General features: G+C 72.9%; 10 protein-coding genes. 7 read left to right on the top strand and 3 right to left on the bottom strand.

Annotated elements, in window-relative coordinates; translation table 11 throughout:
* Window positions 1-3: 3 nt before the first annotated feature.
* The 6 genes from ligA (at window position 4) to gatB (ending at window position 8,652) form a co-directional block, all read left to right on the top strand.
* On the top strand, window positions 4-2,196 hold the full coding sequence (ligA, locus tag ACW69E_RS22910; RefSeq protein ID WP_457500163.1) for an NAD-dependent DNA ligase LigA: 2,193 nt from the start codon (window positions 4-6) through the stop codon (window positions 2,194-2,196).
* A 226-nt stretch (window positions 2,197-2,422) separates the two neighbouring features.
* Window positions 2,423-4,612 carry a putative bifunctional diguanylate cyclase/phosphodiesterase gene (locus ACW69E_RS22905; RefSeq protein ID WP_457500162.1) on the top strand — a complete coding sequence of 730 codons (2,190 nt, stop codon included), beginning with the start codon at window positions 2,423-2,425 and terminating at the stop codon, window positions 4,610-4,612.
* A 276-nt stretch (window positions 4,613-4,888) separates the two neighbouring features.
* The gene (gene gatC, locus ACW69E_RS22900; protein ID WP_031505700.1) at window positions 4,889-5,185 is read left to right on the top strand and encodes an Asp-tRNA(Asn)/Glu-tRNA(Gln) amidotransferase subunit GatC; all 297 of its coding nucleotides are present in this window, start codon (window positions 4,889-4,891) and stop codon (window positions 5,183-5,185) included.
* 5 nt (window positions 5,186-5,190) lie between these two features.
* Window positions 5,191-6,693, top strand: coding sequence for an Asp-tRNA(Asn)/Glu-tRNA(Gln) amidotransferase subunit GatA (gene gatA / locus ACW69E_RS22895; protein ID WP_457500161.1), 1,503 nt, complete (start codon window positions 5,191-5,193; stop codon window positions 6,691-6,693).
* Between the two features lie 180 nt (window positions 6,694-6,873).
* Window positions 6,874-7,116 carry a hypothetical protein gene (locus ACW69E_RS22890; protein ID WP_206351791.1) on the top strand — a complete coding sequence of 81 codons (243 nt, stop codon included), beginning with the start codon at window positions 6,874-6,876 and terminating at the stop codon, window positions 7,114-7,116.
* Between the two features lie 27 nt (window positions 7,117-7,143).
* Entirely contained in the window at window positions 7,144-8,652 is a 1,509-nt protein-coding gene (gene gatB, locus ACW69E_RS22885) for an Asp-tRNA(Asn)/Glu-tRNA(Gln) amidotransferase subunit GatB (RefSeq protein ID WP_457500160.1), read from the top strand.
* Between the two features lie 149 nt (window positions 8,653-8,801).
* Here the strand turns inward: gatB and ACW69E_RS22880 are convergent, their stop codons facing one another.
* The 3 genes from ACW69E_RS22880 to ACW69E_RS22870 form a co-directional block, all read right to left on the bottom strand.
* The gene (locus tag ACW69E_RS22880; protein WP_093847474.1) at window positions 8,802-8,981 is read right to left on the bottom strand and encodes a DUF6191 domain-containing protein; all 180 of its coding nucleotides are present in this window, start codon (window positions 8,979-8,981) and stop codon (window positions 8,802-8,804) included.
* Entirely contained in the window at window positions 8,981-10,180 is a 1,200-nt protein-coding gene (locus ACW69E_RS22875) for a PQQ-dependent sugar dehydrogenase (RefSeq protein ID WP_457500159.1), read from the bottom strand. Before ACW69E_RS22875 ends, ACW69E_RS22880 begins: the two co-directional genes overlap by 1 nt.
* A gap of 130 nt (window positions 10,181-10,310) precedes the next feature.
* Window positions 10,311-11,309 (bottom strand): aldo/keto reductase, encoded by a 999-nt coding sequence (locus ACW69E_RS22870; RefSeq protein ID WP_457500158.1) that lies wholly within the window; start codon window positions 11,307-11,309, stop codon window positions 10,311-10,313.
* Window positions 11,310-11,415: 106 nt separating this feature from the next.
* Between ACW69E_RS22870 and ACW69E_RS22865 the strand changes: the two genes are divergently transcribed.
* Window positions 11,416-12,357, top strand: a complete 942-nt coding sequence (locus tag ACW69E_RS22865) for a 2-hydroxyacid dehydrogenase (RefSeq protein ID WP_457500157.1) — start codon at window positions 11,416-11,418, stop codon at window positions 12,355-12,357.
* The last annotated feature ends 5 nt before the right edge of the window (window positions 12,358-12,362 follow it).

Genomic DNA, 12,362 nt, shown 5'->3' with positions numbered 1-12,362 from the left:
TACATGGAGACGGTGAGCCCGGACAGCGAGGCGCGCGAGCGGCACGCGCGGCTGGCCCAGGAGGTCGACGAGCACCGCTTCCGGTACTACGTGACGACGCCGGTCGTCAGCGACGCCGAGTTCGACGCCCTGATGCGCGAGCTCCAGGAGCTGGAGGCGAGGTACCCGGAGCTGGCCACGCCGGACTCGCCGACGCAGAAGGTGGCCGGCTCCTACGAGACGGAGTTCACCGCCGTACAGCACCGCGAGCGGATGCTGTCGCTGGACAACGCCTTCGACGACGAGGAACTGGCGTCCTGGGCCGACCGGATCGCGCGCGAACTGGGCGGCGTTCCCTACCACTTCCTGTGCGAGCTGAAGGTGGACGGACTCGCGGTCAACCTGACGTACGAGCACGGCAGGCTGACGCGCGCCGCGACCCGCGGCGACGGGCGCACCGGGGAGGACATCACGCCCAACGTCCGCACCATCGCGCAGATCCCCGAGCGGCTGAAGGGGGAGCGCATCCCGGATCTGGTGGAGATCCGCGGCGAGGTGTTCATCCCCATGGAGCGCTTCGAGGAGCTGAACGCGCGGCTGGTCGAGGCGGGCAAGCCGGCGTTCGCCAACCCGCGGAACGCGGCGGCCGGCTCGCTGCGGCAGAAGGACCCCAAGGTCACCGCGGAGCGCCCGCTGCACATGGTGGTGCACGGCATCGGCGCCCGCGAGGGCTTCGACATCGACCGGCTGTCGCACGCCTACGAGCTGCTGCACGAGTGGGGTCTGCCGACCGCCGCGCACGCCAGGGTGGTCGGCTCCACCGAAGAAGTGCGGGAGTACATCGCCCACTACGGCGCCAACCGCCACTCGGTGGAGCACGAGATCGACGGGGTCGTCGTCAAGCTGGACGAGATCCCCCTCCAGGGGCGGCTGGGCTCCACCTCGCGGGCGCCGCGCTGGGCGATCGCCTGGAAGTACCCGCCGGAGGAGGTCAACACCAGGCTGCTGGACATCAAGGTGAGCATCGGCCGTACCGGGCGGGCCACGCCGTTCGCCGTGGTGGAGCCGGTGACGGTGGCCGGCTCGGAGGTGGAGTTCGCCACCCTGCACAACCAGGACGTGGTCAGGGCCAAGGGCGTGCTGATCGGGGACACCGTGGCGCTGCGCAAGGCGGGCGACGTCATCCCCGAGATCCTGGGCCCCGTCGCCGATCTGCGGGACGGCAGCGAGCGGGAGTTCGTGATGCCCGCGGAGTGCCCCGAGTGCGGCACCGGGCTGAAACCGGCCAAGGAGGGGGACGTCGATCTGCGCTGCCCCAACGCCCGCTCCTGCCCGGGCCAGTTGCGCGAGCGGCTCTACTACCTGGCGGGGCGCAAGTGCCTGGACATCGAGCACTTCGGGTACGTGGCGGCCACCGCGCTGACGCAGCCGCTGGAGCCGGCCACACCGCCGCTGCGGGACGAGGGGGATCTGTTCGACCTCACCGTGGAGCAGTTGCTGCCCATCAAGTCCCTGGTGCTGGACCAGGACAGCGGCCTGCCCAAGCGGGATCCGAAGACGGGGGAGGAGAAGGTCGTCACCTTCTTCGCCAATCTCAGGGGCGAGCCGAAGAAGAACACGCTGGCGATGCTGGAGAACATCCGGGCGGCCAAGGAGCGTCCGCTGGCCAGGATCATCACGGGGCTGTCGATCCGCCATGTCGGCCCGGTGGCGGCCGAGGCGCTGGCCAGGGAGTTCCGTTCGCTGGAGCGGATCGCCGAGGCGTCCGAGGAGGAGCTGGCGGCCACCGAGGGGGTCGGCCCGACCATCGCGGCCTCGCTCAAGGCGTGGTTCGCCGAGGAGTGGCACCGCGAGATCGTCGAGAAGTGGCGGGCGGCCGGTGTCCGGATGGAGGAGGAGGGCGGCGCCGAGGAGGGGCCGCGTCCGCTGGAGGGGGTCACCGTGGTGGTCACCGGGACCCTGCGGTCGTACACGCGGGATGGCGCAAAAGAGGCCCTACAGGCCCTGGGAGCGAAAGTGACCGGTTCTGTTTCAAAGAAGACCGGTTTTGTTGTAGCGGGAGACAGTCCTGGATCGAAATATGACAAGGCCGTGCAGTTGAAGGTCCCGATCCTGGACGACGACGGTTTCGCCGTCCTGCTGGAGCAGGGCCCCGACGCCGCGCGGGAGGCCGCCGTCGTCCCCGTCGAGCCCGCCGCGGAGCAGCCCGCCGGGTGACGGAGCGTTGGCGGCGGTGGTGTCACCGCCGCCAAATCCTTTTTCGGCCAATGTCGTTGACCGAGTGATGAGGAGAGGCTGCACGGCGCTTATCAGACGGACGCGATCGACCGGTCGGCATTCGGGCAACCCCGATCGATCACTGCCCGGCCGGCCGGCCGCGCCCTACTGTTGACGGGGTGCGCCTGCCGTGGCGTGGGCACCGACGGCTGTGAGAGGGACGCGCATGCAGCACAAACCCCGGGACCGGGGACAGCAGTGGCTCCGCCACGGGCGGCCCCGACCGACCACCGCCCCGCCGGGCGACGGCCCCGACGGCGCGCCGAAGCCGCGGCGCGCCGCCCCGCCGGAGGCGCCCGGGCTCTCCCGCGCGGTCGTCGCGGTCGCCGCCGTCGCGCTGGCCGCCGGGATCCACCGGGTGGTCTCCGAAGGACACGCCCTCTTCCCCAGCGGCACGACGGGCTGGTCCTTCGCCGTCCTCACCGGCCTCATCGTCGGCCATCTGGTCGCCCTCGGCCGCGACCGCTGGTGGGGCGGCACCGGCTCCGGCGCCGCCCTCACCCTGGCCATCCTGCTGCTGTACGGCTGGATCCCGGCCACCCTGGTCAGCCTCGCGGTGGTGGTCCTGGTCGGCGCGGCCCGGCGGCACCGCTGGCGCCAGGCACTGCGGCACGGCGCGGTCGACATCCTCGGCATCGGCGCCGCGGCGCTGTGCCTGGCGGGCTTCGGCGTACACCCCTCGGTGGAGCAGCCCTGGCGCCCGGCCGCCTGGAGCCTGTACGCGCTCCCCGAGGTCCTCCTGGCCGCCGCCGCCTACCTGCTCGTCACCCGGACGCTGCTGTGGTACATCCTGGCCCCGCGCCAGGCGGGCCTGCCCACCGTCGCCCGCACCGCCCTGGCCCGGCAGGGACTGGTCGCCCTCGCGCTGCTGGCCATCTCCCCGCTGATCGTCGTGGTCGCAGTCCACATGCCGCTGCTGCTGCCGCTGTTCTCCGTGCCGCTGGTCGCGCTGGACTTCGCCCTGTGGATCGCCCGGGCCCGCGCCGAGGAGCAGCTGCGCGACCCCCTCACCGGGCTCGCCAACCGCCAGTGGCTGCTGGAGCGCACCTGGTCCGCCCTGGACGAGGCGGACCGGCTGGGCGCCCGCTCCGCCCTCGTCCTCATCGACCTCGACCGCTTCCGGTCGGTCAACGACACCCTCGGCCACCTGGCGGGCGACCGGCTGCTGCTGCAGATCGCCGACCGGCTGCGGACGGCGCTGCCCCGCGGCGCCGAGGTGGCCCGGCTGGGCGGCGACGAGTTCGCCGTGCTGCTCCCGTTCGCCGACTCGCCCACCAGCGCCCAGCGCGTCGCCCGCGCGCTCGTCGGCGTCCTCGGCTCGCCGCTGGACCTGGACGGACTGACCCTGGAGCTGGAGGCCAGCGCCGGGGTCGCGGTCTTCCCCGACCACGCCGGCGAGGCGGAGGGCCTGCTGCGCCGCGCCGACGTCGCGATGTACCAGGCCAAGCGCGACCGCAGCGGCGTGGAGGTCTACGAGGCCGCCCGCGACGGCAACACACCCGACCGGCTGGGCCTGCTGGGCGACCTGCGCCGCGCCCTGGACGCGGGCGAGATCGAACTGCACTACCAGCCCAAGGTCGCCTTCGACGGCTCCGTCTGCGGCCTGGAGGCACTGGTGCGCTGGGTGCACCCCGAGCGGGGCAGGGTCCCCCCGGACGAGTTCATCGCCATCGCCGAGACCTCCGGCCTGATGCCGCGCCTGACCGACTACGTGCTGGAGACCGCCCTCGCCCAGGTCGCCCGCTGGCGTTCTTGGGGCCTGACCGTGCCGGTCGCCGTCAACGTCTCGCCCCGCGACGTCCACAGCCCAGGCTTCGCCGGATCGGTGGCCGCCCGGCTGGCCCGGCACGGAGTCCCGGCCGGGTCGCTCCAGCTGGAGATCACCGAGCACGTCCTGCTGGAGGACCCGCAGCGGGCCGCCGACACCCTCGCCGCGCTCACCGGCCACGGGGTGCGGATGTCGCTGGACGACTTCGGCACCGGCTACTCCTCACTGGTGCACCTGCGCAGACTGCCGGTGAGCGAGCTGAAGATCGACCGCTCCTTCGTGGCGCGCCTGGCGGTGGACGCCGAGGACGCCGAGATCGTGCGCTGCACGGTGGACCTCGCGCACTCCCTCGGCCTGCTCGTCGTCGCCGAGGGCGTGGAGGACGACGAGACCTGGGAGCGCCTGCGCGATCTGGGCTGCGACGCCGTGCAGGGCTGGCTGGTGTCGGCCGCGATGCCCCCGGCCGAGGCCACCGCCTGGCTGCGGGCACGCGACGGGGCGCCGCCCGCGGTCGAGGCGGCGCACCCCGCGCTGCCGGGACCGGCCCGGAAGACCACCCCGGGGCGCCGCGGGCAGCCCGCGCGGTAGGCGCGAGGCAACTCCGTCCGGGCGCCCGGACGGAGGCGTGGACGGGGGCGCGGGCCCCTTCCGCCCCCGTCCCGGCACCGCCGTGCGCCGCGGCCAAACTGTTAGCATGCTGTTCTGCCCTCCGGGCAGCGGTCAGGACTTGGCCGCGCCCCGGCCGGAAGGCCGGGGGGAAAGCCGTCCCGCTCAGGAGACGGAGGAGTCACAGGATCGGGGCGGACGGCGGGAAGAGTCCGCCAAGCCCCGAAGGATCCACCACTCACCCCGAGGAATCGCTGCATGCCTGGCATCACGCGCGAGGAGGTCGCCCACCTCGCCCGGCTGGCACGTCTGGAGCTGAAGGACGAAGAGCTCGACCACTTCGCCGGACAGCTCGACGACATCATCGGCGCGGTCGCCCGCGTCTCCGACGTCGCCGACGAGGACGTACCGCCGACCTCCCACCCGCTGCCGCTGACCAACGTCATGCGCCCGGACGAGGTCCGTCCGTCGCTGACCCCCGAGCAGGCGCTCTCCGGCGCCCCGGCCCAGGAGCAGCAGCGTTTCAAGGTGCCGCAGATCCTGGGGGAGGAGTGAACGCCATGACGCATTCGAGCGATCTGACCAGGCTCACCGCGGCCGAGACCGCCGCACGCATCGCCTCCGGCCAGGCGAGCGCCGTCGAGGTGACCGAGGCACACCTCGCCCGCATCGAGGCCGTGGACGAGAAGGTGCACGCCTTCCTCCACGTGGACCGCGAGGGCGCGCTGGCCCGGGCCCGCACCGTGGACGCCAAGCGCTCCCGCGGCGAGAAGCTCGGCCCGCTGGCCGGCGTCCCGCTCGCGCTCAAGGACATCTTCACCACCGAGGGCGTGCCCACCACGGTCGGCTCCAGGATCCTCGAGGGCTGGATCCCGCCGTACGACGCCACGCTCACCAGGCGGCTCAAGGACGCCGACGTGGTGATCCTGGGCAAGACCAACATGGACGAGTTCGCCATGGGCTCCTCCACGGAGAACAGCGCCTACGGCCCGACCGGCAACCCGTGGGACCTCACCCGCATCCCGGGCGGCTCCGGCGGCGGCTCCTCCGCGGCACTCGCCTCCTACCAGGCCCCGCTGGCCATCGGCACCGACACCGGCGGCTCCATCCGCCAGCCGGCCGCCGTCACCGGCACCGTCGGCGTGAAGCCGACCTACGGCGCCGTCTCCCGCTACGGCATGGTCGCCTTCTCCTCCTCCCTCGACCAGGGCGGGCCCTGCGCCCGCACCGTCCTGGACGCGGCCCTGCTGCACGAGGCGATCGCCGGGCACGACCCGCTGGACTCCACCTCCATCGACGCCCCCGTCCCGCCGGTGGTCGAGGCCGCCCGCAACGGCGACGTCAAGGGCCTGCGCGTCGGCGTGGTCAGGGAGTTCGCCGGCGAGGGCTACCAGGCCGGGGTCATGCAGCGCTTCAACGAGTCGGTGGAGCTGCTGCGCGAGCTGGGCGCCGAGATCGTCGAGATCTCCTGTCCGTCCTTCGACAGGGCGCTGGCGGCCTACTACCTGATCGCGCCCTCGGAGTGCTCCTCCAACCTGGCCCGCTTCGACGCCATGCGCTACGGCCTGCGCGCCGGCGACGACGGCACCCGCTCGGCGGAGGAGGTCACCTCTCTCACCCGCGAGGCCGGCTTCGGCCCCGAGGTCAAGCGCCGCATCATGCTGGGCACCTACGCGCTGTCCTCCGGCTACTACGACGCCTACTACGGCTCCGCCCAGAAGGTGCGCACCCTGATCAAGCGCGACTTCGACGCCGCCTTCGAGCGGGTGGACGTACTGGTCTCGCCGACCACGCCGACCACCGCCTTCCCCATCGGGGAACGGGCGGACGATCCGATGGCCATGTACCTGGCTGACCTGTGCACCATCCCGTCCAACCTGGCGGGCAACGCGGCCATGTCGCTGCCGTGCGGCCTGGCCCCCGAGGACGGGCTCCCGGTGGGCCTGCAGATCATCGCCCCCGCCATGGCCGACGACCGGCTCTACCGTGTCGGAGCGGCGGTCGAGGCCGCCTACCACGCACGCTGGGGACACCCGCTGCTCGAGGAGGCGCCCTCGCTGTGAGCGTCGCACGCGCGGCCGACGGGCCGCAGACGACTACGAAGGCCGCGTCTTTCCGCCGCGCGGGCGGAGAAGCGAACGGAGGCAGGCTGTGAGCGTCGCACGCGCGGCCGACGGGCCGCAGACGACTACGAAGGCCGCGTCTTTCCGCCGCGCGGGCGGAGAAGCGAACGGAGGCAGGCTGTGAGCGCACTGAAGAAGGCCAAGGGCTTCAAGAAGTCCCGGCCCGGCCTGTACCTGTCCATCGGCACCTCGCTCTTCGGCGCCGTCGGCGTCGTCAAGCAGATGCAGCTCGCCCGGCGGGAGGACGACAGGCTCCAGCTCCTGGACGCCATCGTCTCCGGCGCCGCGATCCTGACCAGCGTCGCCATCCTCGTCCGCGAGGTGCGGCGCCTGGACATCGACGACGTCCTCGCCGACGACTGACCGCAGCGCCTGAAAGGTTTGACTTTCGTGACTGTCACCGAACTGGTGTCGTACGAGGACGCGCTGGCCTCCTACGACCCCGTCATGGGCCTTGAGGTCCATGTCGAACTGGGCACCAGGACCAAGATGTTCTGCGGCTGCTCCACCGCGCTGGGCGCCGAGCCCAACACGCAGACCTGCCCCGTCTGCCTGGGGCTGCCCGGCTCGCTGCCGGTGGTCAACGCCACCGCGGTGGAGTCCGCCGTGCGCATCGGCCTCGCGCTGAACTGCGAGATCGCCCAGTGGTGCCGCTTCGCCCGGAAGAACTACTTCTATCCGGACATGCCGAAGAACTTCCAGATCTCCCAGTACGACGAGCCGATCGCCTTCGACGGCTACCTGGACGTCCAGCTGGAGGACGGGGAGGTCTTCCGCGTCGGCATCGAGCGCGCCCACATGGAGGAGGACACCGGCAAGTCCACCCACATCGGCGGCGCCACCGGCCGTATCCACGGCGCCGTGCACTCGCTGCTGGACTACAACCGCGCCGGCATCCCCCTGATCGAGATCGTCACCAAGCCGATCACCGGAGCCGGGGAGCGCGCGCCCGAGGTGGCCAAGGCGTACGTCGCCGAGCTGCGCGAGCTCATCCGGGCCCTCGGGGTGTCCGAGGCCCGGATGGAGATGGGCCAGATGCGCTGCGACGTCAACCTGTCGCTGCGGCCGCACGGCACCGAGACGTTCGGCACCCGCTCGGAGACCAAGAACGTCAACTCGCTGCGCAGCGTGGAGCGGGCCACCCGCTTCGAGATCCAGCGCCACGCCGCGGTGCTGGGCTCGGGCGGGACGATCGTCCAGGAGACCCGTCACTTCCACGAGGACGACGGCTCCACCACCTCCGGCCGGGTCAAGGAGGAGGCGGAGGACTACCGCTACTTCCCCGAGCCGGACCTGGTGCCCGTCGCGCCCGCGCGTGAGTGGGTGGAGGAGCTGCGGGCCGGTCTGCCCGAGCTGCCGCGTCTGCGCCGCAACCGGCTGCGCGAGGAGTGGGGCATCTCCGAGCACGAGATGCAGTCCGTCCTCAACGCCGGCGCCATCGACCTGATCACCGCCACCATCGACGCCGGTGCCCCGGCCGACCAGGCCCGCAAGTGGTGGATGGGTGAGCTGGCCCGCCGGGCGAACGAGCAGGGCACCGAGCTGTCCGCCCTGCCGATCACCCCGGCCCAGGTCGCCCGGGTGGGTGAGCTGGTCGCCGACGGCTCCCTCAACGACAAGCTGGCCCGCCAGGTCATCGAGGGCGTCCTCGCGGGCGAGGGCGGGCCGGACGAGGTCGTCGAGAAGCGCGGTCTGAAGGTCGTCTCGGACACCGGCGCGCTGAGCGCGGCCGTGGACGAGGCGATCGCCGCCAACGAGGCGATCGCCGAGAAGATCCGCGGCGGCAAGGTGGCGGCGGCGGGTGCGCTCGTCGGCGCCGTCATGAAGGCCACCCGGGGCCAGGCGGACGCCGCCCGGGTGCGCGAGCTCATTCTGGAGAAGCTGGGCGTGCAGGGCTGACGCCCCTCCGGCCGCCACGGCCCGGCCCCCGCGCTCCCCGTCCGGAGCGCGGGGGCCGGGCCGTTCGCCGTGTGCGGGGCCGGCGTGCGGGACCTGTGTACGGGACCGGTGCGTGGCAGCCGCCGCGCGGGGCCGGGCCGACCGCGAGGTCAGGCCGACTTCGGGGCGGAGCCGCGGGTCCTGATCAGAACGTGTCCGGAGGAGAGGTCGATCGGGCCGCGCCCCGGATCGTGGCTGCCCTCCTCGACCCGGGTGTTCTCCAGCCGCCTGCGCTCGTCGTCGGCGTGGCGGCGCCCGGGGTTGAACAGTTCCTCGATCAGGTTGAACATCAGCTGACCTCCAGCCTCAGGATGCGGTCGTCCTCCTCGGCGGGCGTACCGCGCGAGTCGGTCTCACTGGTCACCAGCCACAGCCCGTCGCGGCCGTCGGAGACGACCGTCCGCAACCGCCCGTACTCACCTTCCAGGAACGCCTGCGGCTGTGCCACCTTTTTCGCGCCGTCCAAGGGAACGCGCCACAGCCGCTCCCCCCGCAGCGACGCCATCCACACCGAGCCCTTCGCGACGGCGATGCCGCTGGGGGAGGTCTCGGCGGGCTTCCACTGCGCCACGGGGTCGACGAAGCCCTCCTCGCCGGCCTCGCCCTCGACCTCGGGCCAGCCGTAGTTCCCGCCGGGCCGGATCAGATTGAGTTCGTCCCAGGTGTTCTGGCCGAACTCCGAAGCCCACAGGCGCTTCTCCGCGTCCCAGGCCAGTCCCTGGACGTTGCGGTGGCCCCAGGAGTAGACGACCGAGTCCGCCTCGGGGTTGCCGCGGCCGGGAGGGTCGCCCTCCGGCGTCATGCGCAGGATCTTGCCGCCGAGCGACTCCCGGTCCTGGGCGAGGCTCTGGTCACCGGAGTCGCCGGTACCCACATAGAGCATCCGGTCCGGGCCGAAGGCGATCCGGCCGCCGTTGTGGACCATCCCCTTGGGAATGCCGCGCAGAACCGTGCTGGGCGCGCCGAGCCGGTTGCCCTCCTCCTTGCCGGCGTCGTAGAGCATGCGCACGACCCGGTTGTCGGAGGCACTGGTGAAGTAGGCGTAGATGTAGCGGTCCTCGGCGAAGTCGGGCGACACCGCGATGCCCAGCAGGCCACCCTCGCCGCCCGGTTCGACTCCGGGCACCGAACCCAGTTCGGCGGTCTTCCCGCTCTCCGGGTCGACCAGCGAGATCGTGCCCTCGTCCCGGGAGGAGACCAGCAGACCGCCGTCGGGCAGCGGAGCCAGTCCCCAGGGGGAGTCCAGGTTCTCCGCCACGGTGCCGGTGACCTCCGCCGAGCCCTCGGCGGGCGCGGCCGAGGAGCCGGGGGAGCGGGACTCGCCGGGGGAGGGGGAGGAGGTGGTGCCGGTGCGGTCCGGTGCCCCCTCACCGGATCCACCGTCCGAACAGCCCGCCGCCAGCAGGGCGAGCCCGGCGAGGGCGGCGGCGGCCTTACGCAGCGGCGGCCGCGGACGCGGACGTACGGAGGGGGGACGGCTTCGCGGCATCGGTGCGCCTTTCGACTGCTCGACTACGGGCGGCTCTCGCCTGCGGTACGGGGACCGGCCGCGCACGCGGTGCGCGCCGGCCGGCCCGTACACCCGACCGTACGCCGTGGAGGCGCCGGATGTTCCCGGCTCAGTCCCACGACCCCTGGGCGGCGGGCAGCGCGGCGATCTCCGCCAGGTCCCGCGAGTCCAGCTCCAGACGCGCCGCCGCCGCGTTCTCCACCGCCCAGCGCTCCCTCTTGGCGCCCGGAACCGGCACCACGTGCCGCCCCTGGGCCAGCAGCCAGGCCAGGGCCACCTGCGCCGGAGTGGCGTCGCCGTACCGGGCGGCGACGCGCCGCAGCCCGGCGATGATCGGCTGGTTGGCGGCCATCATCTCGGCGGTGAACCGCGGGTGCCGGGCGCGTACGTCGTCGCGCTCGAAACCGCCGCCCGGGGTGAGGGTGCCGGTCAGGAAGCCGCTGCCCAGCGGCATCGCGGCCAGGAAGCCGATGCCGCGCGCCTCGCACCACGGCAGCAGCGAGGCCAGGGCCTCGGGGGACCACACCGACAGCTCGGCCTCCACGCAGCTGACCGGGAAGACCTGCTGGATCCTCTCCAGTTGCCGGAGCGTTCCGGCGTACGCGGGTGCGCTGGACCCGCGGCGCCGCTCCCGCGCGCCCACCGCGCACAACCCCAGCGAGCGCACCTTGCCGGCCGCGACCAGTTCGGCCATCGCGCCCCAGGTCTCCTCGACGGGCACCTCCGGATCGGCGCGGTGGAGCTGGTAGAGGTCGATCACATCGGTCTGCAGCCGGCGCAGCGAGGCGTCGCAGGCGCGCCTCACATAGCCGGGGCGCCCGTTGGCGACGATGTGCTGCTCGCCGACGAGGAGGCCGCACTTGGTGGAGACGAACACGTCCGCACGGCGCCGCCGCAGCACCCGGCCCAGCAGCAGCTCGTTGGTGAACGGCCCGTACATGTCGGCGGTGTCCAGCAGCGTCACCCCGCGGTCGAGGGCCGCGTGCACCGTGCGCATCGAGGACTCGCCGTCCCGCTCGGACGCGGTGTAGGCCCAGCTCATCGGCATGCAGCCGAGCCCGATGGCACCCACCTCCAGTGCCCCCGCACCGATTGTCCTGCGCTCCACCTGGACGTGCTCCCTCCTCGCCCCCGCGGGGTCGCCCCCGTAGGGCGCTCCCAACCTAACGGGTGCCTTCCGGCGCCCCCGCACAGCCTCCGGATAGCCTCTGGCCATGGCTTCCGCAGATGTCTGGCTGCCCATCCCGCCCGCCGAGATGGGTGGGCTTCCCGAGTCGTTCCGCTACGTCCACTGGGACGGGGAGGAGGAGTTCCCGGCGGACCCGGCGGACTGCGTCTTCTACGCCGTTCCCTACCTGAAGGGTCAGGCCGTCGCCGTACGACCGCTGGCGCACATGCCGAACGTGCGCGTGGTGCAGACGCTCACCGCCGGCATCGACCACGTGGAGTCCGCCGTACCGCAACTGCCCCGGGGCACTGTGCTGTGCAACGCCCGCGGCGTCCACGACGCGAGCACCGCGGAACTGGCGCTCACCCTCGCCCTCGCCTCGCTGCGCGGCATCCCGGCCTTCGTCCGCGCCCAGGACGAAGGCCGGTGGACGCCGGGCTTTCGGCCCGCCCTCGCCGACCGGAGGGCGCTGATCGTCGGCTACGGCTCCATCGGCGCCGCCATCGAGGACCGGCTGGCGCCCTTCGAACCGGAGGCGGTCCACCGGGTGGCCCGCAGCGCCCGCACCGTGCCGCGCGGTCCGGTGCACACCCTCGCCGACCTGCCCCGGCTGCTGCCCGAGGCCGACGTGGTCTTCCTGGTCACCCCGCTCACCGACGCCACCCGCCGTCTGGTGGACGCGGACTTCCTGGCGCGAATGAAGGACGGAGCGCTGCTGGTGAACGTCGCGCGCGGCGCCGTCGTGGACACCGGTGCGCTGCTGGCGGAGCTGGAGTCCGGGCGGCTGCGGGCGGCGCTCGACGTCACCGACCCCGAGCCGCTGCCCGCCGGCCATCCGCTGTGGAAGGCGCCCGGCACCCTGATCACACCGCACGTGGGAGGTCCGACCTCCGCGTTCCTGCCGCGCGCCAAGCGGTTGCTCCGGGCCCAGCTGCGGCGCTTCGCGGCCGGGGAGGAACCGGAGAACGTCGTCGCCTCGGCCGGGTGAAGACC

The sequence above is a fragment of the Streptomyces sp. SS8 genome (assembly GCF_054072955.1).
This window is presented reverse-complemented; position numbering and strand designations above follow the sequence as displayed.

What these genes read in the sequence shown, in the direction of transcription:
- ACW69E_RS22905 (WP_457500162.1), top strand. Translation starts at nt 2,423, where the DNA reads ATGCAGCACAAACCCCGGGACCGGGGACAGCAGTGGCTCCGCCACGGG.
- ACW69E_RS22880 (WP_093847474.1), bottom strand. Translation starts at nt 8,981, where the DNA reads ATGTTCAACCTGATCGAGGAACTGTTCAACCCCGGGCGCCGCCACGCC.
- gatC (WP_031505700.1), top strand. Translation starts at nt 4,889, where the DNA reads ATGCCTGGCATCACGCGCGAGGAGGTCGCCCACCTCGCCCGGCTGGCA.
- ligA (WP_457500163.1), top strand. Translation starts at nt 4, where the DNA reads ATGGAGACGGTGAGCCCGGACAGCGAGGCGCGCGAGCGGCACGCGCGG.
- ACW69E_RS22875 (WP_457500159.1), bottom strand. Translation starts at nt 10,180, where the DNA reads ATGCCGCGAAGCCGTCCCCCCTCCGTACGTCCGCGTCCGCGGCCGCCG.
- gatA (WP_457500161.1), top strand. Translation starts at nt 5,191, where the DNA reads ATGACGCATTCGAGCGATCTGACCAGGCTCACCGCGGCCGAGACCGCC.
- ACW69E_RS22865 (WP_457500157.1), top strand. Translation starts at nt 11,416, where the DNA reads ATGGCTTCCGCAGATGTCTGGCTGCCCATCCCGCCCGCCGAGATGGGT.